This window comes from Candidatus Saccharibacteria bacterium oral taxon 488 (assembly GCA_010202845.1).
Classification (GTDB): Bacteria; Patescibacteriota; Saccharimonadia; order Saccharimonadales; family Saccharimonadaceae; genus Nanosynbacter.
This window is the reverse complement of sequence record CP047921.1, coordinates 746,830-773,296: the sequence shown is the minus strand read 5'-3', so window position 1 is coordinate 773,296 and position 26,467 is coordinate 746,830. Positions and strand designations below refer to the sequence as shown.

Sequence of the window (26,467 nt, the reverse complement as noted above, 5' to 3'; positions counted from 1 at the left end):
TACCATTGTTTTTAGGTATAATAAAGCAACATGGACATCAAGAAACTAATTCACTTTTTTAAGGATAAATTAGCGCAGCTGCCGGCCATGCGCGAGCTGCATGATCCTGAAAATTCGCGGTTTGTCGCCTGGTGGAGTGAGGTGATGGCGACCGGCGAGGAAATGGGCGACGCCTATATGCACCGAGTGATGCGGATCGAGTTTTTGCCGGCGATCGTTTCCGAGGGCGGGGATAATTCTGAGGAATTTGCTCAGGCCTATCAACGCGGCATGGACGAAGCGGAGGCCTTGATGCGAGCAACGATTGAAGGCCTGGAAAACCTCCAACGCAAGGCTGAAGCCGCCAAGCGCAGTCCCAAGCATGCGCACGAAGTGGTCTCGCCTTACGTTGCTCTTAGCGACGAGCAGGTCAAGCAAGTCACTCAGGCGATGCGCCTCGATCGGTATGATGGCCAGACGCAGCGGACGGTCAAGCGCCTCCTCGAGGAGCTCAAAAATGGTGGCACAAACAAGGATGCTATCGTTGACGCCGTAACGTGGCTGGCTGAGCAGCAGCCCGATGTATTGGTGGCATTCCTACTGGCGGCAAGTCACGCAGCGTAGTGCGGCGACTCGGTTAGGCAGCGGCGATCCCGCATCGGACGGGCTGGGCTTACTCTGCTAGCACGCCATATCCCAGCAGTCCATCGTAGCGCTTATCGCGGTTGGTAAACACGCGGATACGGTTCATTTCATTGCCGCCGACGGTGGTCAAAACGCCGTCGTCATTTTTTAGGACAATGTTAGTGTGATCACCAAACACCGGCGAATTGCGGTAAATTGCCACGTCGCCAGGACGCGGTTGATAGCCAGAATTAGCAGGCTTGAAGCGACCATTCGCCTCGTAATATTCACGCAGGGTAAACGTTCCCGGAATACGCCAGCCGCCAGTGTGCGGATTTTTTAGTGGCGCACCCGCCTGCTGCATGATCCAGCTCACAAAATCGGCGCACCACGCTTCACGGACGCCCTGGCTGAACTTGGTGCCGGCGGATTGTGCTTCGAATTCGGTTTTGGTGAGGCTGATAATTTTTTGCCGGGTCGGATGTAAATTTGTAGTATCAATCTGCGGGAATGTCGCCTCGCCGCGTGATGAATCAATGCTACCGGCCACCCTCAGCAAGTGAAGTCTATGAGTAATTTTTGGCCAATACAGCGCGCCGAGACTGATACAAACAGCGATTAACGGTATCAGCACCAGTGCAAATACATACCGTTTCTTGAGACGACTGCGCGGCCGCGTGATGGAGAGGTGGGGCTTCTTCGGCATATGGTTAGTATAACGGTATCGTGTCGGCTTGGCTAGCCCTCTCGAGTTGCATACCTCACGCAGAGTGTTATAATGACTAACTAAAGATAGACTACAGGGAATCATTCTATCGCTAAGGTATGCAGTGCTGAAACAGAGCGCGGAAAGGAGCTATACATGGTTCAACCCAAACCAATCATAACAGTTGACCAACTCGTCAAGACGTACGATGGCAAGAATGTCGTCGATAGCGTGTCGTTTGAGGTCAAGAAAGGCGAGATCTTCGGTATTCTCGGCCCCAACGGCGCTGGTAAGACGACAACACTCGAGATGCTGGAGGCGCTCCGGCCGATTGATGGCGGCACGGCGACTATCGACGGAATTGATGTTGCCAAGCAGCCGAAGCACATTAAAAACATCATTGGTATCCAGCTGCAATCGACAACGTTTTACGACAAACTAACCTTGCGTGAACAATTGAAAATGTTTGCCAGCCTGTACGGCCAAACGGTCGACGCTGACGCGCTGCTGGCCAAGGTGCAATTGACCGACAAAGCCAAAAGCTACGTCGAGCAGCTCTCGGGCGGGCAAAAGCAGCGCTTCGCCATCGCGTCGACGCTGGTTAATAACCCAACGGTGCTATTCCTTGACGAGCCGACCACTGGGCTGGATCCGCAGGCGCGCCGCAATTTATGGGATTTGATCAAAGAGATTCGCGATGAAGGTATTACTATCGTGCTGACCACGCATTATATGGACGAGGCCGAGCTGCTGTGCGATCGCTTGGCGATTATGGACAACGGTAAAATCATCACCATTGATACGCCACATAATCTGATCCAGCAACTACTGGCGCGCGGTTTTAAGAAAAAGCAAGTTGTCGAGCAGGCCAATTTGGAGGACGTATTTATTGATTTAACAGGAAAGGCGATTCGGGATTAGTATGAAAAAATATTGGACTGGTGTATTCGGGCAAGTACGCGCCCAACAAAAACGTTTCATCCGCGATAAAATGTCGCTATTCTTTACCTTCCTGTTTCCGCTCATCTTTTTGTTGGTATTCGGTTCGATTTTTAATAATCAATCGACCAGCTTTGACATCGCGATTATCAATAATTCGCAGACAGAATTTGCTAAAAATTTCGTCAAAGGCGCCAAAGACAATGCCAAAGACTCGATTCTTAAAATCAAAGATGTCAAGGATATGGACGAGGCTCGCGAGAAGATGAAGCGTTCGGAACTGAACGGCATCATTGAACTACCAAGCGATTTTGGCAAAGTGAAGGGTGAGGGCAGGGATGCTCGCCCGACTGGCACTATCAATGTCTTGTACGCAAAAGGCTCCGAGCAAACTGGTAGCGCCTTAACTGCGGTGATGAATCAGATTGCCAATGAAATAAATAAGCATTTGGGTCAGCCAGAGGCGCCGCTCAAGGCTGCTGGTAAAGCTGTCGGCGACGAGCGGTTGAAGCCATTTGACTATACATTCACTGGACTGTTGGCATTTAGTTTGATGAGTATGGGCATATTTGGTCTGGCCAACCAGATGCCGGCCGAAAAACAGCGTGGCTCCTACCGCCGACTGCGCGCGGCGCCGTTTACCTCGGGTCAGCTGATTATTTCTATGGCGATTCACTACACGATTATTTCGCTGCTTAGCCTGACTATGATGGTTGTCGTTGGCATGTTGATGTTCCAATTTAATATGCGCGGCGATTGGGGGCTCTTTGTCCTTATGGCGGTGCTGGCGGCCTTTATGATGGTAGGTATGGGTCTCATGATCGGTGGCTGGGCAAAGAATGAAAATCAGTCCGCACCGCTGAGCAACTTACTCTCTTTCCCGATGATGTTCTTGTCTGGTGCATTCTTCCCGCTGTACATGTTCCCAGAGTGGTTACGCGGTGCCGCCCAGTTTATCCCGATGACGCCGATTACTGATGGTTTCCGTTTGATCATGACTGAGCATGCCAGTTTTATCGAGGCCCTGCCGCAAATCGGCGCTGTCGCTGCCTGGACTCTCGTTATCTATGTCGCTGCGATTAAGCTGTTTCGGTGGGAGTAATTGGCAGAATATCATGCTTCGTGATATTGTTATAAATATATGTTAGTTGTGGCAAAAAGTAGTTGATTTTATTTCAAGTAAGTACTTTAATTGTACAAAAGTTATGACGAATATAGATACGATAGAGAGAATTTCGGGTGTTGATTCGCATTTAAGTACAGATATTTCTAACTTTGGTGCGGTTATTATGGTTGGTTCTTTTGCTCCAATACACGACGGTCATATTGATGCAATTACTTCAGCAAAACATGCGCTAATCGCTAAGGGAGTGGCCGTAGAAGCACTGGTAGTTACGCCTAATAGTTCTGAATATGTTATAGATAAGTTGGGCGGTGGGCAGGGTGGATGGCCTTACGATGAGAGAGTACACAGAATCCTTTCTCTACCAGCAATAGATTGTACTCCAACTTATGTTGATGATCTATCGGGGCCGGCTGCAGGGATAGACCAGATAAATGATTATGTTCCCAAAACTATAGAGCAATGTTTAGGTATTGCCTCCTGTAGATTGTTCTTCGTAGTTGGATCGGATCAATTACCTAGCATGAGAGAGCATCTATCTAATGGCGGTCGTGCGGTATGTGTTATTCGTCCAGGAAGGGAACATATATCGGAATTCTGTATAAGATCAGAGTCGTGGGCTTCAGCGGCTTTTAATGATAATAGATTGATAGTTACGGGTAGAAAGAATATGGATAACGACATATCTTCTACGCAAATTAGAAAGGGAATAGGGTAGTATATTTATGACAGCTCCTCGATCAACTCGTCAAGAGAGGAGTTATGTAAAATTCTCAAAAGACAAGAAGTACAAAAACGATCAAACTTGTGATTTTTGTAAAATCACTAAGGGTCACTATCAAAATATTACCGAGACTCGTAATCTTAGGGTTATTAGAAACAAATTTCCCTATTCCTTATGGGATGGACAGGGGGTAATTGATCACTTGATGATTATACCGAAAAGACATGCTGGAAAGCTCGCGGACTTTAGTGACGAAGCTAAGCTAGAGTATATTGCTCTTCTTGAGGGTTATGAAGCCAAGGGATATAATATCTATACAAGATCTCCTTTGTCTACGACACGAAGCGTGTATCATTATCACACACACCTCTTAAGACTTGATCATAAAGACCGTCGTCTGTTAGTTTTAATAAAAAGGCCATATTTTAGGTGGATTGTGTAGACTAGGATGCTAAGAAGGCAAATATCGGCTGTTAAAAAGATAGTGGGGCACTAGTCTTTGCGCGTCTATACTACATTAATTTTTTTATTTTCTGCAATTTTTGCTTCGTCAACTGACACAGCGTTGGTGTGCTAGCAAAGAATTGTCGCGATTCGTAGTTGAATGGCCTGTCGTTGAATGATACGAATTTACCGCCCGCCTCTTGAACAAGCAGCACACCTGGCGCTACGTCATGTGGCTTTAGGTTGGCAGTTGCGTAGCAAATTCCTTGTATACTACCTTGGGCTAGTAGTGCCATGAAGTAGCCAGTTGCACCGACTGGCGCATAGAATCGTACATCCTCTTTGGCATATAAAGCGTAGATATTTTTATAAGCAAAGGCATCAGCAAAAACACAAGAACTTGCTAGAGGGATGTCATGAATAGAAATTTTAACGTTATTTTTATAAGCGCCGTGCCCCCTTATGGCCGTGAATATTTCATCCGTTGCAAAATGATATATGACACTTGCTACAACTTCACCATCGACAACACAAGCAGCCATGTTTGAACAATATGGAAGGCCATGGATGAAACTTAGTGTGCTGTCTATAGGGTCGAGATACCAAGTTACACCATTCTTTGGTTTAACAGCTGTCGTCTCTTCGCCTCGAATACCTACATCAGGAAACTGAGCCATAATTTGTTCCTTGACAGTTTTCTCGACTTTAATATCAAGTTCGGTTACTGGCGATTTATCCTGTTTACTATCGTACGTTATATTGCCATAAGACTGCATTAGCTCTTGACGGGATTCTGTAAATATTCGAATAATTTCTTTTTGTTGTAAGATAATCTCATTCATAAATTACACCTCAGGTTCCGTATGATGTAGTAAACCGCCTAATTTTATAGCAGCTCTAGCTATCTCATTGATCTTGCGGTGGCTAGTCTGTTCGTCTTCATATCTTAAGGTAAAGCTCATTGAAGAAACGGCTTTCCAGCCTATAAGCGCTTTATAGTAATCATCGTTCCATTTTTCCTTTTTGCGCGCAATTTCAATAACAGATTCTACGGGTGTTTTATCGCCTAATTCTTGTCGCAATCTCCAAGATGATAGGTCGTATAGTCTAGGCCCAACGGCGGCAGCGTCAAGATCTATAGCCCTTAAATTGCCTTTTGCATCTGAGACAATGTTTTCTATTTTAAAATCACCATGTATGAGACCTGTATCATCTTTAGTTAATTCAGAGAAGGGGAAAGAGTGCTGTAGCGCAGTTAGCTCTCTTCTAATATAATCAAGATCACCCGGATGAGATATCTTTTTGCCCTCGAGGTCCTCTATGCGACTCCCTACATATTCCGGGATATTAAGTGAACGCAACATCATATTGTCTGAAACCGTACTTAAGGAACTGCTGATGCGCTGAGTCATTGTGAATATCTCGTCAGCATTGTTTTCGCTTAAATGCACGTCACCTATCATTAAAGGGTATCTTGATATGACATAACCTTTAGCAGTTAGTGGTTCTCTATCAAGGGGAGAAACTACGGGAGCCTCCTGGGCAGCATACCAAGATACCCTATGAGAATACCCCAAGTCGTGGGGGTCGTCCCTGAGGTTAGAACCAGCAGCTTTACTGACTCTATAAACAACACCCTGTTCAGGAGATATCGCAACCAGTTTATTATTTGTAGAAACAACCTGACTGTCTTCGGGCATTAAGCCCTCTCTTACTAAATCTGTCTTGTACTGACGAAATTCCATTAATAACTACCTCTCAATGAAAGTTAATAAATCAACATTAATAACTATGTTATATTGTAATAGTTTTGAAATCAACGACTGTCGTGGATATTAGTGTCGAAAGTGTATAAGTGAGACTTAGGATTTAGGGTAATACTACGCATAGGTGCCTTTGCTGTGTGGATTGTCGTTATCTACATCGCCGCGATCAAGCTGTTTCGGTGGGAGTAGAGCGGGGTCTCTCCATCCGATGCTGGTAACCGCCGGGCGGAGTCTGTTCTGGGCTCGGGCCGGCGGTTATTTTTGTGCCCACATCCCCGACATCTTATCTGATGTAGAGCAACGATTATTTTATGGTGTATAATAGCACATATGAAATGGCTTGATGATATCGTAGATCAGTTTCGAAATGTGGATAAAGAGGTGCTCGTTTCCTCGGGCGCATCGCCGTCGGGGGTGTATCATGTGGGGCATTTGCGCGAAATCGTTATCGCTGACGCCGTAGTGTGGGCGCTGAAGCAAGCAGGCATTCGGGCGCGCCACGTTCATGTTTCGGATAACCTGGACGCCTTTCGTAAGGTGCCGGTTAATTTGCCAGCTAGTTATGAGCAGTACTTGGGTATGCCGCTTTGCACGGTGCCATCACCAGATGATCGGTACGATTCGTGGGGGGATTTTTGCCTGAAGCCATTTCTCGACAGTGCTGATAAAATTGGCGTCACCATGGACGTGATCTATGCTAGCGATAAATATCGGAGCGGGTTTTTTGTACCGGCCATTGAGCGCTCGCTGAGCCGTATCGACAAGGCCAAATCCGCCATCCAGGAAGTATCGGGCCGGCAGCTGAATGATCAGTGGTCGCCGATTCAGATTATGGAGCATGGTCGGCTGAAAAATCGCCGATTTATCAGCATGGATAGCGATGCTAAAACGATTACCTATCGTAGCCATGATGACTCAGAGCATACAATCCGGTACGACGACGGGCAGGTAAAGCTGGACTGGCGGCTGGACTGGCCGGGGCGGTGGTGGCTGCTCGGTGTTGATGTTGAGCCGTTTGGTCGTGATCACGCGACAAAGGGCGGCTCGTATGATACTGGCAAGCGGATTGCCCGCGAGGTTTATGACATTGATGCGCCAGTACCGGTGCCGTACGACTTTATCAATCGCACCGGTGATACCAAAAAGATGAGTGCCAGCAAGGGCACTGGCGTGAACGCGCATGATGTTGTCGATATGTTGCCGCCTGAGGTAGTGCGCTACTTTATCCTTCGATATTCGCCGGCCAAGCGACTGTATTTTGACGAGACCGATAGCCTGGTGCGGCTGGTTGACGACTTCGCGGCGATGAAGCAGCATCCGCAAAATGAGCTCGACGAACAGCTATTGTTCCTGTGTACTGACGGGCTGAATCATCCAGCGGTCAGCTCAATTCCCTTCTCGCATCTAGTCATTTCGTACCAAGCGGCGCTGTGCGACACGGCAAAAACGGTAGAAATTTTGCGGCGCAGTCCGGAATATGCCCGCATCGTCGATGAGGAAGAGACGGTGATTATTACGGAACTAGGCTACGTCAGCCGGTGGCTGGAAAAGTGGGCGCCTGAATCATTGAAGTTTCGCCTGGCGGACGAGGTGCGTCCCGATGAGTTTTCGCCAGAGCAAAAAGAATACCTGCGGCGATTAGCTGACGATATCACCGGGGCGCCAGCCGAAGCTGACGGCAATTGGTTTCATCAAGCAATTTACGTCTACAAGGAAAGTGGTTTGCTGCCGCCGCGGGAGCTCTTCACCACTATCTACCGCGTGCTCATTGGCAAAGATTCCGGCCCACGCGCTGGCTGGTTCTTGTCAATTTTGCCGCGGGATTGGTTGATTGAGCGGCTGCGACTAGTCAAGTAAGAGTTTTGGCGAGGCTGGGTTGGGACTGAGCTATCAGTAGCACCATAAGACGTGACAATAGATAAAGGAGACAGCATGACATTTGAAGAAGTACAAAAGTTGGTAATGAGCCACGTCTGTGCTCGCCAGTGGAATAAGACGAAGAGTTCGCGTGGTTTGGCAATTTCGTTATCATTGGAGGCTAATGAATTATTAGAGTATTTTCAGTGGAGCGATACGCATATTGGTACCAAAGACGACATGGCAAGCGAACTGGCCGACATCATTATTTATGCGATTCAATTTGCCGACCGATTTGATATCAATATTCCTGAAGCGGTTGCTGCAAAGATTGCCAAACTAGATAAAAAGTATCCAGTTGAAATTTTTGAGATCAAAGATAAAGTTGAACAAAATCGCCGCTTGCTAGAGGCTAAGAAAAATTATAAAAAGGATACGACGCTGTAAGGCTGCTGCCGTAGAATGTCATTGCGGCTATTTTGCATTGTAAGTATCAGGACAGCTTGGGTCGATAGACTTCACGGCACGGTGTCATTTGCGGCAGCTCGGCTTGACACCCACCGCCCATCCGGCGTAAAATACTACGCTTGGGTGCAGGATGTAATCGTACTAGGTAGGTGAGTTGGAGAGTTCTTATATTTATGGGCTACTGATACTTGAATAACATGAAAGGTAACAAACAATGCTACACGAATTATCGATCAGAAATAAATTAATCGTTATGAGTGCGGTGATGAGCGCACTGTTTTTGGTGGCGCTGGATCAGACCATTGTCTCGACAGCGCTGGTGGCGATTGTCAAGGAATTTAATAGCTTTTCGTCGCTTGGCTTCATCGTGACTGCTTACATGTTGACCACCACGGTGACCGTACCGCTGGCTGGTAAGTTGAGCGACATGTATGGCCGCAAACCGCTACTGCTCGCCGGGGTGAGTATCTTTACCATCGGCTCGCTACTGAGCGGCCTGGCGCCGACAGTCGAGTGGCTGATTGCGTGGCGGGCGCTACAGGGCATCGGCGGCGGCATCATCACTGCGAATGCCTTTACCATTGTTGGTGATCTCTTTCCGCCAAAGGAACGTAGTAAATGGCAAGGACTGTTTGGTGCGGTCTTTGGGATGAGTTCAGTAGCTGGGCCGTTAATCGGTGGTTGGCTGACAGATGGTGTGTCGCTATTTGGCATGGTCAGTGATTGGCGCTGGACGTTCTTGATCAATGTGCCGATCGGCGTGATCGCCACCATCCTCATCATTCGCTACTGCCCGCAGATCAAGCACGACCGCACGCACAAGCCCGATTATCTCGGTGCGCTGTTTATCACTATCGCCCTGGCGACGCTGGTGCTGGCGGTAGACAATACAGAGATTATCTTTAAGGGACTAATCGAGCGTGGTGTTAGCCTAGCGTTGGTTCAGGGCATGCTACTAACGATATCAGTACTGGCGGCGCTGAGTTTTGTGCTGATCGAGCGGCGAGCCAAGCAGCCGATTCTGCCGCTACGGTTCTTTGCCAATCGGACATATAGTTTGATTATGGCGGCGGCTAGCCTGTTTGGCGCGGCCTTTATGGGGGCAATTTTATATCTAACACAGTTTAATCAGCAGGTATTTGGCGCCACTGCCTCGCAGGCTGGGCTGATGCTGCTACCGATGGTAGCAGGCAGTATAACAAGCTCGATAACTATCGGTCGGCTGGTTGCTAAAACTGGTGCATATAAACGCTGGATAGTGGTCGGTTTTGGGCTAACGGCGGTCGGTGTCGCCGTGCTAACAATTCTACAGCCAGAATCGCCATATTGGCACGAAGCTATCGTGGCGGTATTTGTTGGGCTTGGATTCGGCGCAGCGATGCCGATCTTGACCTTGGCGGTGCAGAATGAGTTTACGCAAAAAGACCTCGGTGCGGCGACCTCCAGCGTGCAGCTATTTCGTGGGCTGGGCTCGACAATTGGTGCGGCGGTATTATCGGGCGTATTAACCGCTGGCATCCTAGCACATGTCGGTGATCCACATCAACTGCCATATGTTCAGAGCCTACAGCGCTCACCAGCTGCCCAGCAGATGCTGTCTGGTGAGCTGAATGCTGACGTGTTGCTGCGGCTGAATGCTCAAAAAGAGATGATCGCTCGGGTGGCGGCTCAAGGGTTTGAGCGGCTACCAGCACCAGCTCAAGCTCAGGCAAAACAGCAGTTCAGCCAGCAGCAGGAGGAATTTACCAATGTCATTCTCCACGCATTTGCCGATGGGCTGCATCAGGTATTTTTGATCAGTTCAGGGCTGATGGTTGTCGCGATGATTGCGGTGATGCCAGTTAGAGAAAAGCGGCTACGCGGCTAATTGCCAGAGTGGTGTTTTCTGGGGTATAATTTTTGCATGACGGTGGGCTACTTTGAGCGGCGATGTATGGGTGATTCGTTAGGGCGAACGCATCAGTTTCATCGTGGCGTCTGGGCGCATGTCAGCGGCACGCTGCGCCCAAGCGAACTCGCCGAGCAGTTCGGCCTCGATGAAAATATCGTCCGTGACGCGGCCGATGTGCGCGAGCTGCCGCGAATGGAATATAGCGGCGGCATTGAGTATGTCTTTGTGCGGCTGCCGCTGGTTCGAGACAATGCCATAAAGACCGCGCCGCTACTGGCTGCTGTGTCGAAAACCCAGTTTGTAACGATTAATCCTGCCAATAATTTCTCGCCACAAGCTGCCGAGCCGTTTCTCACAACCACGACCGATAAGCCTGGTGCGCTCCTCGCAGCGACCATCGCTTGTGCGGTGGCTGCGTACGAACAACAGATTCATGACCTTGCTGGTAATATCGCTGCCGCCCGACACCGGCTGTCGCGCCACGAGGTGAAAAACGCTGACTTTATTGAGTTTGTGGCTATCGAAGATAGCCTCAACGAGTTTCATTCGAGTCTCGAGGGGCTAGCGAGCGTGCTCGGCCAATTAGCGCTCAATCGTCGTGGCCTGTTCACGGTGTGCGACCTCGAGGCGCTGGGTGATCTGGTGCTGCACGTCAAGCAATTACTGGTCATGGTCGCCGCCAACAGCCAGACCATCACCAGTATCCAGAACGCCTATTCAACCATCGCCAACAATGTCCTCAACCAGCGGATGAAAGTCTTGACCGCCATCACTATTCTCCTGGCCATCCCGAATGTGTTTTATGGTATGTACGGCATGAATATTACCTTGCCGTTTCAAGGTGAGGCGTGGGCGTATCCGGTGATTACCGGTTTTACGGTGCTGCTCATCGGTATTGTGTACATCTTCGCCAAGCGGCTGCGCTTGTTTTGAGGCTGGTATCAGGGGTCAGATCAGAGGTAGCTTCTGCTTGACGTTCGTATCAGTCTTTGCTATCATGGCTGATGTGTCTCGCGCCGAAGCATGTCGCTGCTTATAAATAAAGTGGGCAATAAAGGTCGAAGCGCGTGAGGCTGCACTAGTACAAAGGAGTACGAAACACATGCCAATAGCAATCAATGTTGTGTCGACCAGTCGGCGCAAAAAGGTCGCAGTGGATGTGGTGCCTGCCAAATGGCAAACATACATAGCACAATAAGTGCGCATGTCCTAAAAAGGGACGGCATAAAAATCACCCCACAGGCACCGGGGTGATTTTTACTTGGACACTAGTTAATGCTTTTGATCAATTTGATATTATTTTTTTGCTTCATCAACTGCGACGCCGGCTTTTTTCAGGGCGTCTTTGACAGCATTTTCGATAGAGCTAGCGTCACCGAGGTTGAGCTTGTTGCCGTTGATGAAAAAGGTTGGTGTGCCATCAATTTGTAACTGTCGCCCGACCGCCACATCAAAGTCAATTTTCTTCGTGACAGCACCGGAGGCTAGGTCAGCATTAAATTTATCAACCTTCAGGCCCAGCTGCTTGGCGTAGCCACTGAAGACGTCGGTGCGTTCTTTGGCGCGGGCATTACTCCATGCGCCTTGGTTGGTGTAGAGTAGATCGTGCATTTCCCAGAACTTGCCCTGCAGCCCAGCTGCCTCGGCGACCGCCGCCGCCGCTCGGGCGTTTGGATGGAGCGACGGGATCGGATAATTACGAAAGACCAGCGCGACGTGGTCCTTGTATTTCTCGGCCACGCGCTTGGCTTCTGGTGCAGCGGTGCGGCAGCCCGGGCACTGGTAGTCGCCGTATTCGATCATCACAACTTTGCCATTGGTGTTGCCGATAGTGTGCTCACCGATGTTACCAGTGCGCGCTTCGGCCGGTATGATGCGCATAGCTGCGTCATTTGAGATATCACTAACGTTCAAACGATTCTGTGTTGACAGATAAATCATACCGCCGACGACAGCCGCGACAACGATTGCAAAGATAGCCCAGGTTTTTCCGTTCATACTTCCTCCAAATTAACTCTGGCTATTATAGCATAAAAAGTATACAATGAACAGCATGAGCGATATTTTGCTAGGAATGCTGTATGTGATAGTGCTGATATTGCTCGTAATAGTCATGGGCGTTCATCCGCAGGCCTCGTCACACAGTAAGTTTGAGCTGCAGCGGCGAGCGCGTCGTGGTGATCAGGATGCGCAGCATTTGTTAAAGCGGCATGCGCTGATGCGGGATATTTTCTCGTTGCAGCGGGTGATCGCAGCGGTGCTGTTGGTGACGCTCAGTGTCATCGGTGTGGAGCTGTTTCATTGGCTACTGGGCATTCTCATTTCGCTAGCCATCGCATTGGAGGCGGGCGCACTGGCGCGGATTTCGCTATGGCAACAATATTCCCAGCGGCTCTACGAGCGATATGAGGGACGAATTTTAGCGCTGATCGAGAAGTTTCCGACGCTATTTGCGATGATTCGCTCAGTGGCGCCGATGCCCAATGACGGCTACGACATTGAATCAAAAGAAGAGCTCGTCGCCATGGTCGAACAGGCGGGCGAGGCGCTCAGTCGGGACGAGAAAAAGATGGTCATCGGTGTGCTGTCGTTTGATGCGGTGCCGGTCAAGGAGGTGATGACGCCGCGTAGCGTGATTGATACAGTGGATCAGGACGAGGTATTAGGCCCACTAGTACTGGACGCGCTGCACAAGACTGGACATAGCCGCTTTCCGGTGACCAAGGGCGATATTGACCATATAGTGGGGATGCTATATATTCAGGATTTATTGACAATTAACCGTTCGTCGACGAGTAAGCGGGCGCGAACCGTCATGGAGAAAAAGGTGTATTACATCCGCGAGGATCAGACATTGCAGCACGCGCTGGCGGCGTTTTTGCGAGTGCGGCATCACTTGTTCATCGTGGTGAATGAGTTTCGCGAGACGGTTGGTATCGTCAGCCTGGAGGATGTGATTGAGCGGATGCTGGGGCATAAGATCATTGACGAGTTTGATGCGCACGAGGATCTGCGGCGGGTGGCGCAGCGTAATCCACGCCATAACAATCGGACAAAACATGCCCGTGACGTCGCATAATCCGGCCGATATGCTATACTAGAACTAATGAATCCGAACCAGACTAATCCTGAGCCTGACTACACCCAGCCGGTTGCTTATGATTCTGACGGCCGGCCACTGTATCATCATCCGCCGGCTGACGTGACACCGCCACCGGTGACGACTGCACCGCCAATCGAGCCACAGCCAACCTCGCACGTCACCATCCAGCCAGAGATGATTGAGGGGCAAAACTTCAATCCACAGATTCGTGCCCAATACGCTAACGAACCAAATGTTGTTCATGCTGCGCGGCCGCTTGAGCCGACCGTTCCCGCAGTTAGCCCAGAGACCAAGGCGCGTCACGACCAGTCCGTTCGCGATTATCCGCAGCTCAATCTCAGCGAAGGCGAGTATGTCATCCTCGACATCAAGCGCCACCCGATCGGCATGGTCATTCCTACAGCCGTCACTCTCCTGTTGGTCGTCGTGCTGCTGGTATTTGCGGCCTCGTTCTCGTCGCTGACCGCTAATATTCCGCTGTTTCCGGCGGTGAATCCGGGAGCGGTGCTGGGTATTGCGCTGCTGCTCGTTGCCTTGGTGGTGTTAGGCGGCGCGATCACCCTGTGGGTGTATCTACAGAATCACTTTTTCATGACTAATGAAAGCGTCATCCAGGAAATCCAACAGAGCCTCTTCGTTCGTCATGAACAGACAGTGAGTCTCGGCAGCATTGAGGACGCCAGCTTTTTCCAAGCCGGCATTGCCCAGACGATCTTTAACTACGGCACAATTCGTCTCAGTACTGAGGGTGAGGAGACGACTTATATTTTTCATTACGTGGCCAATCCCAAGCACCAAGTGGCCATCCTCAATAACGCCATTGAAGCCTTCAAGAATGGCCGGCCAGTCTGTTACGATTAGTTTGGCTACGATTTAGTTATTTGTGGCGGCTGTCTTTGACGAAATCTGCCTCACCATCAAGCATGGCTCTGAGCGAATATGATCTACATTTACCGCTGTGGCAATTAGTCGGCTCGTAGCGATAGGCGCTGCCATTGTCGCCAAGCTTTTTACCACTCGGATCTTTGAGTAGTTCCTTGTCCATGGTCGGTAGCGTCTCGTCGGTAATCTTTTCCGGATAAGAGCCGTGCTGCTTGTAATAGGCTTCTTCGAGGCTATAATGCATGGCATTAATAGCGGTTTTTTTCCGGTCGTTTTGGTGCTCGCGTTGGATCGTCACCAGCTGGGTGAACGCCACCGCCGTGGCCACGCCGAGAAATATAATCGCTGCCAGTACCTCAATGACCGTAAAGCCTGCTTGTCGTTTCATGTGTTCATTATAGCAAAGTTTCACCACTCGTGGTAGGTGCTTGATTTATGGTATACTATACAACATAAGATAACGGAGGGAGAGGTATGGCTAGCGCAGCGAAAACCGATAATAAACACCAAACAGACGCCGCAACTGGCACGGCTCAGGCGCCAGAAAAAAAGATTGATAATGGTAAATTAAAGGCATTGGGCCTGGCCATGGATCAGATCACCAAGCAGTTTGGTGATGGTTCGATTATGAAGCTGGGCGAAGCGCACAAAGTTGACGTTGAGGTGATTCCGTCGGGCTCGCTAAGCCTCGATTTGGCATTGGGCGGCGGTTACCCGAAAGGCCGCATTATTGAGATTTACGGCCCGGAAAGTTCAGGTAAGACAACGTTGACACTACACGCTATCGCCGAAATCCAAAAGCAGGGCGGCACGGCAGCGTTCATCGACGCTGAGCACGCGCTTGACCCGGCCTACGCCAAGCGGTTGGGTGTCGATACGGAAAATCTGTTGGTATCGCAGCCGGACAACGGTGAGCAAGCGCTGGAGATTACTGAAACCTTGGTGCGCTCAAATGCGGTAGATCTCATCGTGGTGGATTCGGTGGCAGCGCTGACACCGCAGGCAGAAATTGACGGCGATATGGGTGATTCTCACATGGGCCTGCAGGCGCGGCTGATGAGTCAGGCACTGCGTAAATTGACTGGTATCATCAACAAGTCGAAAGCCACGGTGATTTTCATCAACCAGATTCGCATGAAGATTGGCGTGATGTTTGGCAATCCGGAGACCACGACGGGTGGTAACGCGCTGAAGTTTTACGCCTCGCAGCGGGTAGATATTCGCCGGATTGGGCAGATCAAGGTTGGCGATGATATCCTCGGTAACCGTACCAAGATCAAGGTGGTGAAAAATAAGATTGCGCCGCCATTCCGCATCGCTGAGTTTGACATTATGTATAATGAAGGCATCTCTAAAACTGGCGATATTCTGGATTTGGCAGCCACGCACGGCATTGTTGAAAAATCTGGCGCCTTTTACAAATATAACGGCGAGACCATTGGTCAAGGCCGTGATAAAACTAAGTTGTATCTGAAAGAACATCCTGAGGTTCTGGCGGAAGTTGACCAGAAGGTTCGGGAGAAAGTAAAAGAAGGAGAAAACTAATGCGCGCAGCAGAAACCGCATATCCAGTCGAAAAACATATGGCATCAGTCAGCCTCGTCTTTGATGATAAGCAGAATGCGTATCTTCGAGAGCTGTCAGAAAAAATGAATCTTGACTTTGGTGAGTTTATCCCACACGTGACACTGATTAACGTGACCGAGCAGGACATGCCACGCCTCAAGTCGGCCGCTGCGGCACTACCTATCCTAAGTAAGTTGGTGCTTGATGGTGTTAGTTTCTTGCCAGACGAGGCCGGTAACTGTATTTGGGTTGAGCTACGCACGCAGAAAAATGCCTGGATGATTGAGGCGCGTCAGCAATTACTCGCGGCACTGGATGGTATTCACCCAGGGCTGGATGTTGATGGGTTCCGCCCGCACATCACGCTTGGTTGCGTCGAGGCCGGTACGCTTGACGACGTTAATATGAGCGCTATTCCAGGGCAACTACCGGTCATCACCGAGCCGCGTGCTGCTGCTTGCTACAACGGCGTGCATGGTAAGGTTGTCGAAGTAGTCGAGTAGCCTCTGCCAGTAGCGAGCTCACCGTCTTCGCGTTATAATATTTTTATGAAAATCACCGACATCTCTCTCCAGACTCGCGATAAAAACCGCGTCAATGTTAGCGTTGATGGCAAATATCGCTTTAGCCTTGATGTCTTTCAGGTGGGCGAGCTGGGGATTAAGGTTGGGCGCGAATATACCGACGACGAATTGACAGCGCTAGAGGACGAGAGTCAGTTTGGCAAGTTGTACGCCCGGGCCATGGAGTATTGTTTGACACGGCCGCGCTCGGTTAAAGAAGTGCGGGATTATTTGTGGCGTAAAACCAGGCCGACCAAAAAGCGCTCGCCAAAGACTGGTGAAATTACTGAGCGTCCAGGCGTGAAACCGGAAATTACCGAGCGGGTGCTGGCGCGGCTGATCGAGAAACAGTACCTCGATGATGAAAAGTTTGCCCGCTTTTGGCTGGAACATCGATTTATGCAAAAAGGCACCAGTGTCAGGCGGCTCAAATTGGAACTAGCGCAAAAGGGGATTGAGCGCGAGACGATAGAACAGTTAGTTAGCGAAAATATCCGCTCCGACGACGAGGAACTGCAAAAAATTATCGCTAAAAAACGCCACAAATACGCCGGCGATCAACAAAAATTTATGGCGTATCTGGCCCGTCAGGGATTTTCGTATGATGATATCCGGGCGGCGCTTGGTGGTGAGCCTGACGAGTAGGCGAACCGTGATCAGGCGCTGCGACCTAATTGCTCGCGCAGCCACCCGTCGATTGTCCCGGCACCCATACCGAGTACCAGCGCGCCGCGCGCTCGTTGCTGTTCAATCGTGTGCCATAGCGCCTCATCCAGCTGCGCGATATGCACCTTGTCCGTCGTCAATTGGTGCGTTAATTCCTCTGGCGTCAGCACCGGCAGGTTTGGGTCTTCGCGGGTCAAGTACGTCGGCAGCCAATATATCTCGCTGGCATGGGTAAAAATCTCATCAGTGTAGCGCTCACGAACCTCGTGCTGGCGAATATTTTGATGTGGCTGGTAGACGAGCACCACGCGGTCATTCAGCTCATGGGCCAGCTGCAGCGTGGCGGCAATCTCCGATGGGTGATGGCCGTAGTCGGTGTAGAGATTGTCAGCTAGCTTCTCGAAGCGCCGGCCGGTACCCGGAAAGGTGTTGAGCGCCGCGATAATCGCCTCAGTCTCAATCTCAAGGGCAGCCGCCTCTCGCACCAGCATCACCGCCCGTGCTGCCAGCGTGCCGTTACGCCGGTTGTGTTCGCCAGCCAGCGTTATTTGGGGATCAGTCTGTTCAAGCACCGTCACATTGGCCGGAGTAAATACCTCAGCGTCCTCTCGCCAAGCGATCACCTGCGTCGACTGCTCGCCAAATTGCCGAAACGCCGCTCGGTAATCATCTGGCGTCGGAAAGGTGTCGGGATGATCATAATCAACTGAGGTGATGAGGCTTAGCCACGGCGAAAAGTGGAGGAAATTGCGGTCAAATTCATCGCATTCATACACCAAAAACTGACTGGCCGGATCAAACCGACCGCTTGGGCCAAAACTAAGCGTCGAGCCAACTAGGTAGCTCACCGGCACGCCGAGTTGCTGCAACGTCCACACCAGCATACCAGTCGTCGTCGTCTTGCCGTGCGTACCAGTGACGGCGATGAGCTTAAGCTGCTTGTCGGCGATAATCTGAGCGAGTAGCTCGTCACGCTTGCTGGTGCGAATCCCTAGCTGTCTCGCCAGTACCAACTCTGGATGATCCGCTGGCAGGGCCGCCGTATAGACAAACCAGTCAAAGGGCTCTCGCTGATGCTTGCTGCGCAAAAACTCGCCCGACTGATCAAACGACACCGTGATGCCGGCCTGCTTGAGCGCCTCCGTCATCAAGCCGGCCACCCGGTCAGAGCCACAGACCTCGTGTCCAGCGCCGATGGCCATTTCTGCTAGTGGCCCAATCGCCACACCACCAATTCCCGAAAAATAAATCCTCATAGCGTCATTATACCACTGACGCTAGCCCCGTGTCGCATTCGCCCAGTATCTTTGGTATAATGGACTTGAGAAAGGTGGGGAATGGCAGATAAGCGAGGCACGCGTCGGGCGATCCGGCGACTAGAAGAAATTAAGACATGGCAGCTGGTCATTTTGCTGGTGATGGCGTCGTTTGTCAGTGCGACATTCCTCAGGCTAAATAATATTGGCATGATCGAGCGCCGTGACGCCGTCATCAACGCCGACAAGGAGGGCGACGAGGGGGCGCTGGAGCGGCGGGTGTATGACTTGCAGCGCTACGTGGTTGCGCACATGAACGCTGACCCGGGACGCATCGCTCTGGAGCACTCGTACAAGCGGGCCTACGAGGTGGCCTGGAAAGCGTTTGAGTCAAAGTCGGCCTCTCGTTCCAGCAACGATACAGTCGCTAAAGTCCGCCAAGTGTGTGACGCCCGAGCACAGGCTGGCGGCTGGGGGCGATTTTATGCTACGGCCGACCCGCGCTACGTCAGCTGTATCAATGATGAATGGGCGAAGTACCCGGCCGCTTCGTCGCTTGACCTCAAATTTATGCCGCCTGCCACAGCACCATATTACCAGACATTTGTACCGCCGCTCTGGTCATCGGACTTGGCGGGCTGGTCATTGGTGGTAACAGGGGTAATTATGCTGATTATCATTGCTCGACTGGTGGCTTTGGCGGTACTGAAACTACTGCTTCGGTATCGTCAAAAACCGCTTTAGGCTTGACAGGGGTCAACAGAGACGCTAATCTAGAATAGTATAATACTAACAGGAGGTATACGAATGGCTTATAAGCACACAAACTCAAAAGGCATTACATACTACTTGCATAAAACCGAAGTCACGCTGCGCGGTGGCAAAACGCAGACGATTTATTTTTTCGCCAAGGTTGAAAAGAACGCCAAGGGCGAGCCATGCGATTTGCCAGATGATCGGATCGTTACCGAGAATCCACGCAACGGCTTTTTGACAATCAAAAAGAAGAAATAAGCACTTGCATTATACACCTGGTTACCGGTACAATGGTATCAAACAAACAGGTGCCTCAAAGACTCTCGCTCATGCGGGAGTCTTTTTGTGGTGAGGGGCTGTGGCGCTGAGGTAGTATTGCTTTTATGGGCAAAATATGATATTTACTAGTTATGAGTGAACTATCGCAGACTGGTGAGCGGGGCCGTGAATTGACCGCGGAGGAGTGGAAGAAGGTTGATGAGCTTGTCGATGAAATGGGCTGGCCATATTATAAAGCGCGATGGGCACTTGGGCTTAAACCGCCGGCTGATCAGAACGCCCATGCGGTTGATGAGCGACTATCTGATCAGAATATCCCCGCGGATAAGAAACTACGGCCTCACCATAGCCCTACGGTTTTAGGTACACGTACCAGGGAGGCTCATGCCTTGTGGGGCCAGGGTCCGCTAACCGAGGAACAAAAACAGATAAATAGGGAAGGAATTGCAATGGCGCGCGCTGCGCTCAGGAACGCGCGAGCAGCTTGCCGGCCAGCAGTAGGGTAAATGACGGTACTTCTCACTCGGCTGCTTTTACGGTATAATATCGCTCATGGGGGTGTAGCTCAGCGGTTAGAGCAGCGGGCTCATAACCTGTTGGTCGCTGGTTCGATCCCAGCCACCCCCACCACGAATATAACCCAAGCGAACGGAGACAGGAGATAATATGGAGGATCTGAAGCTTCCAGAGACAGATCATGTTAGTGCTGGTGATGTTGGTGCTGATCCAGACAAAGTAGAGGAAAGAACTGTAGTGCAGAATATTAATGACATGCTGCGCGAGGAACACGAGCTTTATGCCAATCTGTCTCAGGCTGCAACTAGGCTGTTGGATCAGAACCCTGGTATGCACTACAATGATTTGACTGCCAGACTCAAAAGAGAATTTCCAAAAGCGAGTATGTACCCGATCCGCTTCGCCGCTGAGGACGCGCAGGAGTCTTTGAGGAGATAGCTTCTGGTTATCCGGAGTTTGCTACTAGTTCCTGAGTTTGTGCTATATTAAAAAGTAGGATGAAAAAACGACGGCAACTATTCCGACCACCAGAGCAAGAGCCACCAGTAACTCAGCAGGCGGAGGCCATACCTGGCGTAGATGTAGCCCCGGAGGAAATATCTCGCAAGGAAAAAGTGTGTGAAAAGTGCGGACGGCCATATGAGCATACGAGAAAGCTTGGGGAGATAGCAAACGAGACAGTAAGGGAAATGACTGCAGAAACCGCAGCTAAAGACAATCGTGAAACCCCTAGCGAGTCAGTCGTATCGTACGAATCATTAATGGCGTGCGACAAAGACGCTGCTTACATCAGCACACTTTCGGGAGATCATATCTTCAATGTGCCTAATGAGCTATGTGTCGGCGCTCTTGAATTTATCGAAAGCCCCCCAAGCGAAGAAAAGCGTGAAGCACTAAAGGTGCTTTGGGCAGAGCTTTACAGGCAGTTGAACGTCATTTCAGCAGCTATAATTAATCCGCGTTTCCAGGCTTTGCTCACTTCCGAGCAGCGCAGTAACTTGGAAGAACGACGCAAAGCGCTGCATGAAGTCACCAACCAAGCATGGGAGTCATACGAAAAGTGTCGCAAAGCTATCGAGAGAGAGCTTTTTCTTGCTAGGTTCGGCCCAGGAAGAGAATGGACTTTCATCTCCCCGCTCGCTGGATGATGGTCAGCTGAGCTGACTGACGCGATACGGGATCATATATTTAGCGATCTAGGCTACCAAAAGTGTTACGTCATGCCCCTCGGCTTGGCGCCGTTCTTCGACTATGACCGTATCTTGGTAAAAGCATCTATGTGAGTTAAAATCGTCTCTAGGAGAATACATAAGTCGATGCACCTGAGAACAAACTTGCAGTGGGCGGAACGCTCGTTTGGTGACCCAGAGCGCCCGTTTAGTCAGGAACGAAGTCTCGTTGCTGCGCTCGATGTTGAGTGGACAAAGAATTTCCGGGTTCGGGGAGCATCAAAACCGTTTTGCTACTCATGGGCCATCATTGACCTTGCAACTTTTGATTCACTGGAGGATCAAAGCCTGCTCGAATTTGGATTCAAGTCAGTCTATCTAGAATCAGAGGACGAGGGGCCGCGGCTTCTAGAAATGATCGAGTCAGATATCGCTTCCTCGCGGACATTGTCCAGCGTGACCTTTGCAGGCCACCAACTCTGTGCCGATTTGTCAGTGCTGAAACGGTCGTCGCCAATTGCAACTGAACAAGTGGATTGGCTGTACAACAAGTGGAGAGAGCGGCGGCAAAATCAAGCGGTCATTGACACGAGGTACGATGTTGATCGTCTGACGCCGATAGCTAGCCGGCGCCTCGTCGATGTGGCTGAGGATCTGGGGCTTGACGTGACGCAGCCAGAACTCGCGAAGGGCTCGATGACCAAGCTACACAAAACCTACCTCGAAACACATCAAGCGGATATTTTTGAAAAGCTTGCCGTACTCAATCTTCGCCACAGCTTATCGACGGCGCTCATTGCAGCTATATATCTCGGTGCTGCGGTGCCACGCCCTTTGAATGTTAACAATCTCCTGAGCGACCATCTGGTACATGATTTTGAATATGTGAACTCTTCCGAGTTTATGGAACTGGTGTACTGAGCTTACTACGGGCGGCCGAAATGGACTGGTAATTTCACTAGATTGCTACTAGCCCCCTACAGCTTGGCCCTTACTAATGTTTAGCCATTCATGCTATGATCACCCAGTAAAATCATCTGCAGATCCGCTCATCTTGACTAACCCCACCCGACCCCTCATAATATAGCCATAGCTTCTGATAAAACCAACATGAACATGCTGAAACTCAAACGATTTTGGTACCACGTGCGTCACGATTATTTGACGCTGAATAATGTTGTGGTTGCGGCGGCGGCGCTGATCGCGCTGAGTTGGGCGTGGGGGTCGATCGAATCGATGCAGCGCAATTATGAATTGCAGCAGATGGTCGATCAAAAAAAGTACCAGCTGACGGTTGAGAAATTGCGCACCGAGCTGTTGGCATATGAGTCAAAATATTATGAAAGCGATGAGTACCTCGATCTCGCGGTGCGCCAGCGTCTGGGCCGTGGCTCGCCCGGCGAAAAGCTGCTGATCGTGCCGTCAACCGACGCGGCCAAGCAGCAACCGACCGCCCAAACCACGCCGCAAAAGCAACCGACCAGTAACTTCCAGCAGTGGATCAATTTCCTCTTTGGTGCGCGGCGGACGAGTCAGAGCTTGCAAAAATAATTCGTGTTTGCTAAGATGGACAATGTGCCGCGGGGTAGAGCAGCCTGGTAGCTCGTTTGGCTCATAACCAAAAGGTCGTAGGTTCAAATCCTACCCCCGCAACCATGTTTATTGATTTTTCGGCCTCATGAGTTGAGGTCGTTTTTGTTTTTGATACATGTGAAGTCGTGGTGTAAATTGGCTGGGGTGGCTACGTCTAGCCTTTTTGACCTGGTCATGCTATATTAGAACATCATGACAGAGCGTCTAAGTTCATTGCCTCAACTACCCGCTAGACAGTTTCCTTCAGAAATCGATGCTCAGTGGAGGAATCAGATTGATAGAGATTTTAGAGAGGGCTGTCCTGATGGTTTGAGTAATTCGAGGTCGCCAGGGTATCAGATGTACCTCGGGGCAATTGCACGCGCCAATGAGGCGAGAAATCAACTCTTGAAAGAAAATCAATTCCTGACGACAGAAGAGGCAGTCAAAGAGCTTGGTGGTGGGGAGTATGCTTCCAGCATTACACTTGCTGCGGTGCGCCGCGGTAGCGTTCTTGCAGTTCCTGATCACGGATATCACCTTTATCCGACCTTTCAGTTTGATAGTAATAGAGTATCGCCGTTGGTAGGTTTACTCCATGATGTGCAGATGCAACGTTTGGACGGGGAGAAGCCCGATCCCTGGGACTTATTAACTTTTTTCAGTGTTAGAAGGAAGCTTCTCGGGGGTGCGGCCTTAAAGGATTGTCTGTGGAAAGAGAAATTTGCAGAGGCCTCTCAATACATTGTTGAGAATGCTCTTGTTTAGCATTCATCTACATGTCTCATCGATCCAGTCAAGGTATAGCTGTGATCCAGCAGTAATATCAAATGAGATTATCTCTGCTACGTCATAGCTATGGAGCGACCTGACTACTCTTTCAATTGCCACAAAGTCATCTTTGCGCGACTTGATAAGCATCAAGATCTCTGCATCGCATTCAAAATTTCCTTGCCAAATGTAGGTTGACTGAATCGGCAGCAGCTGCACACACGCGGCCAGTTTTTGCTCGACGAGAGCTTTGGCGATGTTCTTCGCTTCGCTCTCTTCTCCTACTGATACCATAGTCATGGAGTATTTACTCCTTACCATCACGCTGCCAATTTCCCCGCCGCAATGCGTACCGCCTCTGACCAGGCAACGAAACAATTTGGTGTGCTCATCAATTGTTTGGCGGTTAGGCCGTGACGGATGGCGAGGCTGAGGCCGGTCATCAAGTCGCTGGCGCCCGGTGCGACGATGGTGGCGCCGAGCAGGACGCCTTTTTTGTCGCTGATCAATTTGACAAACCCACTGCGTCGGTCGGTGATGTTGCTGCGAGCGGTCAAGGTCAGTGGCGCAAGGGCAATACTTACTTTCAAATCGCGGCGCAGACAGTCGTCCTCGTCTAGTCCCGTTCGGGCGATCTGCGGGTCGGTGAAGGCGATCGTCAAACGCGGCCTATCGTCAAGCGCGATGAAATTACGGTGTAGTAAGTTGTGTGCAGCGGTGCGGCTGTGGCTGAGAATGGTGTGTGTCTGTGCCTGAAGGTCAACGACGCTGCCAGCCGCAAAGATGTGCCGCGCCGAAGTCTGCATCGCTTCGCTGACTTGAATGCCATGTTCAGTATATGCTACGCCCGCATTTTCTAGGCCAATGTCGGTCGTCGGTAGGCGGTCGTCGGCGATGAGGATTTCATCAACGCGCACTGAATGCTGCTGGCCGCCACGAGCGTAGGTGACGCGCTTTGCGATGCCGTCTTTCTGGACGGCGACCAGCTTTGTCTGGGTGAGGATGTTCATGCCGCGCTGTGCCTTGGCATCAGCGGCGATCAGTTCGCCAACTTCTTGGTCAAACTCGGGCAAGATACGCCCGGCGGTCTCGGCGACATACACCTTGCTGCCAAAGGTCGAGAATAAATATGCCAGCTCCATCGCCGTTGTGCCAGAGCCAACAACGAACAGTATTTTGGGCGGGCGCTTGAGCGAGAGGATGGTTTGCGGCGTGTGATAAGCCACTTCGTCGAGGCCCGGGATGTGATCATCGCGCCAGGTTGAGCCGCTGGCGATCAGGAATTTGCGCGCTGATAAGTGGCGGCGATTAACGGTAATCTCGTTGGGACTGAGAAAGTGGGCGCTACCGGTAAAGACGCTGATGCCTTGTTTCTCGTAGTAACTGCGGTTGCCGCCGGTGCCGGTGCGCTTGATGGCGGTGTCTTTCCAGGCGAGTAGCGAAGGATAATTATAGCCGACCGTGCTGGTGCGCAGGCCGAACTTGGCCGCTGTTTTGGCCTCGTGGTAGACGTCGGCAGTGTAGAGTAGGGCGCCCGTCGGAATGTCGCCCCAGTTTGGGGATTCGCCGCCAAAGGTACCGCGCTCAATGATGGCGACTTTCTTGCCAGCGCGCGCCAAGACAGTTGCGGCTGGTGAACCGCCGGCCCCGCTGCCGATAACAATTACATCATAGTCAAAAGTTGGTTTTTGTGCCATGTGCCCCCTACATGATCGTCTTATGGTGTTGATAAACAAATGCTGCGTCGGTGTGTAGTTTCTGCAGCAGCTGCGTCGCGCGGTGTCGGATGTCGTTTGTGGTAATTTCTGGCCGGGTCTCGCACCAACTCATCACGCCGAGGGTGACTGACTTGGCGATGTCGTCAGCTTGGCCTTCGGGTGTGCGGATACTCAGGCAGGTCGCCAGGATAGAGTGGTGGAGTTTTGTCGGGTCAAACTCTTCGCTCGGTCGCTTGCCGCGCTTGACGACATCGATGGTTGGTCGGTTTGGGTGCCCTTCTGACATTAAAAACCTCCATAGCTGACGATGCCAAGTACTCGATCAACGAACAAAAAGCCGCCCAAGATGATCAAGCTGCCGCCAGCTGCAAATTGCAAGAAACGTTTATGTGCCATCCGCCACTGTTGTAGGTGGGCGAGGGAATGGCCGCTACCGACCAACACTAAGACGACGACCAGTGATAGCAGTGATATGACGACGTAGAGGGCGATGGCGATGAGGCGCCACTCGGTTGATGGTAGTAGGACGGTTGCGAGGCCCGCTGCCGCCATCGGCCCGATGATGAACAGTAATTCGGCCACCACGCTCGCCATCCCGAGACTAAAGGCCTCGGCGCTGTGACGCGTCGCTTTTGAGCGCTTTGATAGATAGGTCGCGAAGCTGCGCGGTAGCCACAAGGCTGTACCTTCGCCCCGTCGGTAGTACACCGCCCAGGTCGCCACGCCCAATCCAACCATCAGCCCGCAGACGATGGCCGCCACCAGCTGCTCGACCTGAGCGGCGTGATGAATAACCAGTGACAGATAGTAGACGATCGCCGATATCAGCAGTACTGTCAGTACCAACACTCCGCACACGAATCCGTTCATCAGTCGCAATACTTTTCGGTGGGCGGTTTGCTTGCCGAGGGAATGGCCGCTGAGCAAAGTCAAGACGCTGACGCTGAGCTGAAAACTAGCGTGGATCAGTGCCGAGAAGGCGACGATGGCAAGTGATGAAATAATAGCCGGGGTCATGTTTGTGTAAAATCCTCTCCCTCCAGTTTATCACAAGCGGTTTGCCGAGGGAAGCCGATGGGAGTATTGGGCGAGTGGTTATACGAGCTGTCATACTATTGCACTTATGTCA

General features: G+C 50.9%; 31 protein-coding genes and 2 tRNA genes. 23 read left to right on the top strand and 10 right to left on the bottom strand.

Going from position 1 to position 26,467, the window contains the following annotated elements; translation table 11 throughout:
- The first annotated feature begins 30 nt into the window (after positions 1–30).
- Positions 31–603: a hypothetical protein gene (locus tag GWK78_04115; protein ID QHU94177.1), complete on the top strand. Its 573-nt coding sequence runs from the start codon at positions 31–33 to the stop codon at positions 601–603.
- Positions 604–652: 49 nt separating this feature from the next.
- Here the strand turns inward: GWK78_04115 and GWK78_04110 are convergent, their stop codons facing one another.
- Complete coding sequence (locus GWK78_04110) at positions 653–1,309, bottom strand: CHAP domain-containing protein (GenBank protein QHU94176.1); 657 nt, start codon at positions 1,307–1,309, stop codon at positions 653–655.
- A gap of 156 nt (positions 1,310–1,465) precedes the next feature.
- Between GWK78_04110 and GWK78_04105 the strand changes: the two genes are divergently transcribed.
- From GWK78_04105 to GWK78_04095, 3 genes are read left to right on the top strand one after another with little or no spacing between them, the layout of a single operon-like run.
- Positions 1,466–2,230 carry an ATP-binding cassette domain-containing protein gene (locus GWK78_04105; GenBank protein ID QHU94175.1) on the top strand — a complete coding sequence of 255 codons (765 nt, stop codon included), beginning with the start codon at positions 1,466–1,468 and terminating at the stop codon, positions 2,228–2,230.
- A gap of 1 nt (position 2,231) precedes the next feature.
- Positions 2,232–3,350 carry an ABC transporter permease gene (locus tag GWK78_04100; protein ID QHU94174.1) on the top strand — a complete coding sequence of 373 codons (1,119 nt, stop codon included), beginning with the start codon at positions 2,232–2,234 and terminating at the stop codon, positions 3,348–3,350.
- Between the two features lie 46 nt (positions 3,351–3,396).
- Complete coding sequence (locus GWK78_04095; GenBank protein QHU94173.1) at positions 3,397–4,089, top strand: hypothetical protein; 693 nt, start codon at positions 3,397–3,399, stop codon at positions 4,087–4,089.
- 518 nt (positions 4,090–4,607) lie between these two features.
- Here GWK78_04095 and GWK78_04090 read toward each other — a convergent pair.
- Positions 4,608–5,381: a hypothetical protein gene (locus GWK78_04090; protein ID QHU94172.1), complete on the bottom strand. Its 774-nt coding sequence runs from the start codon at positions 5,379–5,381 to the stop codon at positions 4,608–4,610.
- Between the two features lie 3 nt (positions 5,382–5,384).
- Positions 5,385–6,284: a phosphotransferase gene (locus GWK78_04085; protein QHU94171.1), complete on the bottom strand. Its 900-nt coding sequence runs from the start codon at positions 6,282–6,284 to the stop codon at positions 5,385–5,387.
- A gap of 351 nt (positions 6,285–6,635) precedes the next feature.
- Here GWK78_04085 and lysS point away from each other — a divergent pair, with 351 nt between their 5' ends.
- From lysS to GWK78_04065, 4 genes are all read left to right on the top strand, one after another.
- Positions 6,636–8,162 carry a lysine--tRNA ligase gene (gene lysS / locus GWK78_04080; GenBank protein ID QHU94170.1) on the top strand — a complete coding sequence of 509 codons (1,527 nt, stop codon included), beginning with the start codon at positions 6,636–6,638 and terminating at the stop codon, positions 8,160–8,162.
- Positions 8,163–8,237: 75 nt separating this feature from the next.
- Complete coding sequence (locus tag GWK78_04075; protein ID QHU94169.1) at positions 8,238–8,609, top strand: nucleotide pyrophosphohydrolase; 372 nt, start codon at positions 8,238–8,240, stop codon at positions 8,607–8,609.
- Between the two features lie 235 nt (positions 8,610–8,844).
- A complete protein-coding gene (locus GWK78_04070) occupies positions 8,845–10,497 on the top strand; it encodes a DHA2 family efflux MFS transporter permease subunit (GenBank protein QHU94168.1) in 1,653 nt (550 codons plus the stop codon).
- Between the two features lie 36 nt (positions 10,498–10,533).
- A complete protein-coding gene (locus GWK78_04065; GenBank protein QHU94167.1) occupies positions 10,534–11,454 on the top strand; it encodes a hypothetical protein in 921 nt (306 codons plus the stop codon).
- 363 nt (positions 11,455–11,817) lie between these two features.
- Here the strand turns inward: GWK78_04065 and GWK78_04060 are convergent, their stop codons facing one another.
- A complete protein-coding gene (locus GWK78_04060; protein ID QHU94166.1) occupies positions 11,818–12,519 on the bottom strand; it encodes a thioredoxin domain-containing protein in 702 nt (233 codons plus the stop codon).
- A gap of 55 nt (positions 12,520–12,574) precedes the next feature.
- On the opposite strand from GWK78_04060, the gene GWK78_04055 reads away from it, so the two are divergent.
- Together GWK78_04055 and GWK78_04050 are read left to right on the top strand one after the other, a co-directional pair.
- Complete coding sequence (locus tag GWK78_04055) at positions 12,575–13,600, top strand: CBS domain-containing protein (GenBank protein QHU94165.1); 1,026 nt, start codon at positions 12,575–12,577, stop codon at positions 13,598–13,600.
- 27 nt (positions 13,601–13,627) lie between these two features.
- Complete coding sequence (locus GWK78_04050; protein QHU94164.1) at positions 13,628–14,485, top strand: hypothetical protein; 858 nt, start codon at positions 13,628–13,630, stop codon at positions 14,483–14,485.
- Between the two features lie 16 nt (positions 14,486–14,501).
- On the opposite strand, the gene GWK78_04045 is transcribed toward GWK78_04050, so the two are convergent.
- The gene (locus GWK78_04045; protein ID QHU94163.1) at positions 14,502–14,894 is read right to left on the bottom strand and encodes a hypothetical protein; all 393 of its coding nucleotides are present in this window, start codon (positions 14,892–14,894) and stop codon (positions 14,502–14,504) included.
- Between the two features lie 86 nt (positions 14,895–14,980).
- On the opposite strand from GWK78_04045, the gene recA reads away from it, so the two are divergent.
- Genes recA through GWK78_04030 form a run of 3 tightly spaced genes read left to right on the top strand, consistent with a single transcriptional unit; the run spans position 14,981 to position 17,280 of the window.
- Positions 14,981–16,051, top strand: a complete 1,071-nt coding sequence (gene recA / locus GWK78_04040; protein ID QHU94162.1) for a recombinase RecA — start codon at positions 14,981–14,983, stop codon at positions 16,049–16,051.
- Positions 16,051–16,575, top strand: a complete 525-nt coding sequence (locus GWK78_04035; GenBank protein QHU94161.1) for a hypothetical protein — start codon at positions 16,051–16,053, stop codon at positions 16,573–16,575. The genes recA and GWK78_04035 overlap by 1 nt, the downstream gene beginning before the upstream one ends.
- A 45-nt stretch (positions 16,576–16,620) precedes the next feature.
- Positions 16,621–17,280, top strand: coding sequence for a hypothetical protein (locus GWK78_04030; GenBank protein ID QHU94160.1), 660 nt, complete (start codon positions 16,621–16,623; stop codon positions 17,278–17,280).
- Between the two features lie 11 nt (positions 17,281–17,291).
- Here GWK78_04030 and GWK78_04025 read toward each other — a convergent pair whose 3' ends face one another.
- Positions 17,292–18,557 (bottom strand): hypothetical protein, encoded by a 1,266-nt coding sequence (locus GWK78_04025; GenBank protein QHU94159.1) that lies wholly within the window; start codon positions 18,555–18,557, stop codon positions 17,292–17,294.
- Positions 18,558–18,638: 81 nt separating this feature from the next.
- Here GWK78_04025 and GWK78_04020 point away from each other — a divergent pair, with 81 nt between their 5' ends.
- The 10 genes from GWK78_04020 to GWK78_03975 all read left to right on the top strand — a co-directional run bounded on the left by GWK78_04020 (position 18,639) and on the right by GWK78_03975 (position 23,617).
- Entirely contained in the window at positions 18,639–19,301 is a 663-nt protein-coding gene (locus GWK78_04020) for a hypothetical protein (GenBank protein QHU94158.1), read from the top strand.
- Between the two features lie 63 nt (positions 19,302–19,364).
- Positions 19,365–19,571, top strand: coding sequence for a hypothetical protein (locus tag GWK78_04015; GenBank protein QHU94157.1), 207 nt, complete (start codon positions 19,365–19,367; stop codon positions 19,569–19,571).
- A 152-nt stretch (positions 19,572–19,723) separates the two neighbouring features.
- Positions 19,724–20,098, top strand: a complete 375-nt coding sequence (locus GWK78_04010) for a hypothetical protein (GenBank protein ID QHU94156.1) — start codon at positions 19,724–19,726, stop codon at positions 20,096–20,098.
- A 48-nt stretch (positions 20,099–20,146) separates the two neighbouring features.
- Positions 20,147–20,222 (top strand) — tRNA-Ile (locus GWK78_04005).
- 36 nt (positions 20,223–20,258) lie between these two features.
- Entirely contained in the window at positions 20,259–20,546 is a 288-nt protein-coding gene (locus GWK78_04000) for a hypothetical protein (protein QHU94155.1), read from the top strand.
- Positions 20,547–20,605: 59 nt separating this feature from the next.
- Positions 20,606–21,256 (top strand): hypothetical protein, encoded by a 651-nt coding sequence (locus GWK78_03995; protein ID QHU94154.1) that lies wholly within the window; start codon positions 20,606–20,608, stop codon positions 21,254–21,256.
- A gap of 168 nt (positions 21,257–21,424) precedes the next feature.
- A complete protein-coding gene (locus GWK78_03990) occupies positions 21,425–22,198 on the top strand; it encodes a hypothetical protein (GenBank protein ID QHU94153.1) in 774 nt (257 codons plus the stop codon).
- A 189-nt stretch (positions 22,199–22,387) separates the two neighbouring features.
- Complete coding sequence (locus tag GWK78_03985; protein QHU94152.1) at positions 22,388–22,828, top strand: hypothetical protein; 441 nt, start codon at positions 22,388–22,390, stop codon at positions 22,826–22,828.
- A gap of 28 nt (positions 22,829–22,856) precedes the next feature.
- A tRNA-Met gene (locus GWK78_03980) sits at positions 22,857–22,933 on the top strand.
- Between the two features lie 129 nt (positions 22,934–23,062).
- A complete protein-coding gene (locus GWK78_03975) occupies positions 23,063–23,617 on the top strand; it encodes a hypothetical protein (GenBank protein ID QHU94151.1) in 555 nt (184 codons plus the stop codon).
- A 3-nt stretch (positions 23,618–23,620) separates the two neighbouring features.
- On the opposite strand, the gene GWK78_03970 is transcribed toward GWK78_03975, so the two are convergent.
- The 4 genes from GWK78_03970 to GWK78_03955 are packed head-to-tail and all read right to left on the bottom strand — an operon-like array spanning position 23,621 to position 26,355.
- Complete coding sequence (locus GWK78_03970) at positions 23,621–23,941, bottom strand: divalent cation tolerance protein CutA (GenBank protein QHU94150.1); 321 nt, start codon at positions 23,939–23,941, stop codon at positions 23,621–23,623.
- Positions 23,941–25,317 carry an FAD-dependent oxidoreductase gene (locus GWK78_03965; protein QHU94149.1) on the bottom strand — a complete coding sequence of 459 codons (1,377 nt, stop codon included), beginning with the start codon at positions 25,315–25,317 and terminating at the stop codon, positions 23,941–23,943. Before GWK78_03965 ends, GWK78_03970 begins: the two co-directional genes overlap by 1 nt.
- Positions 25,318–25,324: 7 nt before the next feature.
- The gene (locus tag GWK78_03960) at positions 25,325–25,624 is read right to left on the bottom strand and encodes a hypothetical protein (protein QHU94148.1); all 300 of its coding nucleotides are present in this window, start codon (positions 25,622–25,624) and stop codon (positions 25,325–25,327) included.
- The gene (locus tag GWK78_03955; protein QHU94147.1) at positions 25,624–26,355 is read right to left on the bottom strand and encodes a hypothetical protein; all 732 of its coding nucleotides are present in this window, start codon (positions 26,353–26,355) and stop codon (positions 25,624–25,626) included. Before GWK78_03955 ends, GWK78_03960 begins: the two co-directional genes overlap by 1 nt.
- Between the last annotated feature and the right edge of the window lie 112 nt (positions 26,356–26,467).

Excerpts from the sequence above, each read along its gene's own strand:
- GWK78_04115 (QHU94177.1), top strand. The coding sequence starts at position 31 with ATGGACATCAAGAAACTAATTCACTTTTTTAAGGATAAATTAGCGCAG.
- GWK78_04110 (QHU94176.1), bottom strand. The coding sequence starts at position 1,309 with ATGCCGAAGAAGCCCCACCTCTCCATCACGCGGCCGCGCAGTCGTCTC.
- GWK78_04105 (QHU94175.1), top strand. The coding sequence starts at position 1,466 with ATGGTTCAACCCAAACCAATCATAACAGTTGACCAACTCGTCAAGACG.
- GWK78_04100 (QHU94174.1), top strand. The coding sequence starts at position 2,232 with ATGAAAAAATATTGGACTGGTGTATTCGGGCAAGTACGCGCCCAACAA.
- GWK78_04090 (QHU94172.1), bottom strand. The coding sequence starts at position 5,381 with ATGAATGAGATTATCTTACAACAAAAAGAAATTATTCGAATATTTACA.
- GWK78_04085 (QHU94171.1), bottom strand. The coding sequence starts at position 6,284 with ATGGAATTTCGTCAGTACAAGACAGATTTAGTAAGAGAGGGCTTAATG.
- lysS (QHU94170.1), top strand. The coding sequence starts at position 6,636 with ATGAAATGGCTTGATGATATCGTAGATCAGTTTCGAAATGTGGATAAA.
- GWK78_04075 (QHU94169.1), top strand. The coding sequence starts at position 8,238 with ATGACATTTGAAGAAGTACAAAAGTTGGTAATGAGCCACGTCTGTGCT.
- GWK78_04070 (QHU94168.1), top strand. The coding sequence starts at position 8,845 with ATGCTACACGAATTATCGATCAGAAATAAATTAATCGTTATGAGTGCG.
- GWK78_04065 (QHU94167.1), top strand. The coding sequence starts at position 10,534 with ATGACGGTGGGCTACTTTGAGCGGCGATGTATGGGTGATTCGTTAGGG.
- GWK78_04060 (QHU94166.1), bottom strand. The coding sequence starts at position 12,519 with ATGAACGGAAAAACCTGGGCTATCTTTGCAATCGTTGTCGCGGCTGTC.
- GWK78_04055 (QHU94165.1), top strand. The coding sequence starts at position 12,575 with ATGAGCGATATTTTGCTAGGAATGCTGTATGTGATAGTGCTGATATTG.
- GWK78_04050 (QHU94164.1), top strand. The coding sequence starts at position 13,628 with ATGAATCCGAACCAGACTAATCCTGAGCCTGACTACACCCAGCCGGTT.
- GWK78_04045 (QHU94163.1), bottom strand. The coding sequence starts at position 14,894 with ATGAAACGACAAGCAGGCTTTACGGTCATTGAGGTACTGGCAGCGATT.
- recA (QHU94162.1), top strand. The coding sequence starts at position 14,981 with ATGGCTAGCGCAGCGAAAACCGATAATAAACACCAAACAGACGCCGCA.
- GWK78_04035 (QHU94161.1), top strand. The coding sequence starts at position 16,051 with ATGCGCGCAGCAGAAACCGCATATCCAGTCGAAAAACATATGGCATCA.
- GWK78_04030 (QHU94160.1), top strand. The coding sequence starts at position 16,621 with ATGAAAATCACCGACATCTCTCTCCAGACTCGCGATAAAAACCGCGTC.
- GWK78_04025 (QHU94159.1), bottom strand. The coding sequence starts at position 18,557 with ATGAGGATTTATTTTTCGGGAATTGGTGGTGTGGCGATTGGGCCACTA.
- GWK78_04020 (QHU94158.1), top strand. The coding sequence starts at position 18,639 with ATGGCAGATAAGCGAGGCACGCGTCGGGCGATCCGGCGACTAGAAGAA.
- GWK78_04015 (QHU94157.1), top strand. The coding sequence starts at position 19,365 with ATGGCTTATAAGCACACAAACTCAAAAGGCATTACATACTACTTGCAT.
- GWK78_04010 (QHU94156.1), top strand. The coding sequence starts at position 19,724 with ATGAGTGAACTATCGCAGACTGGTGAGCGGGGCCGTGAATTGACCGCG.
- GWK78_04000 (QHU94155.1), top strand. The coding sequence starts at position 20,259 with ATGGAGGATCTGAAGCTTCCAGAGACAGATCATGTTAGTGCTGGTGAT.
- GWK78_03995 (QHU94154.1), top strand. The coding sequence starts at position 20,606 with ATGAAAAAACGACGGCAACTATTCCGACCACCAGAGCAAGAGCCACCA.
- GWK78_03990 (QHU94153.1), top strand. The coding sequence starts at position 21,425 with ATGCACCTGAGAACAAACTTGCAGTGGGCGGAACGCTCGTTTGGTGAC.
- GWK78_03985 (QHU94152.1), top strand. The coding sequence starts at position 22,388 with ATGAACATGCTGAAACTCAAACGATTTTGGTACCACGTGCGTCACGAT.
- GWK78_03975 (QHU94151.1), top strand. The coding sequence starts at position 23,063 with ATGACAGAGCGTCTAAGTTCATTGCCTCAACTACCCGCTAGACAGTTT.
- GWK78_03970 (QHU94150.1), bottom strand. The coding sequence starts at position 23,941 with ATGGTAAGGAGTAAATACTCCATGACTATGGTATCAGTAGGAGAAGAG.
- GWK78_03965 (QHU94149.1), bottom strand. The coding sequence starts at position 25,317 with ATGGCACAAAAACCAACTTTTGACTATGATGTAATTGTTATCGGCAGC.
- GWK78_03960 (QHU94148.1), bottom strand. The coding sequence starts at position 25,624 with ATGTCAGAAGGGCACCCAAACCGACCAACCATCGATGTCGTCAAGCGC.
- GWK78_03955 (QHU94147.1), bottom strand. The coding sequence starts at position 26,355 with ATGACCCCGGCTATTATTTCATCACTTGCCATCGTCGCCTTCTCGGCA.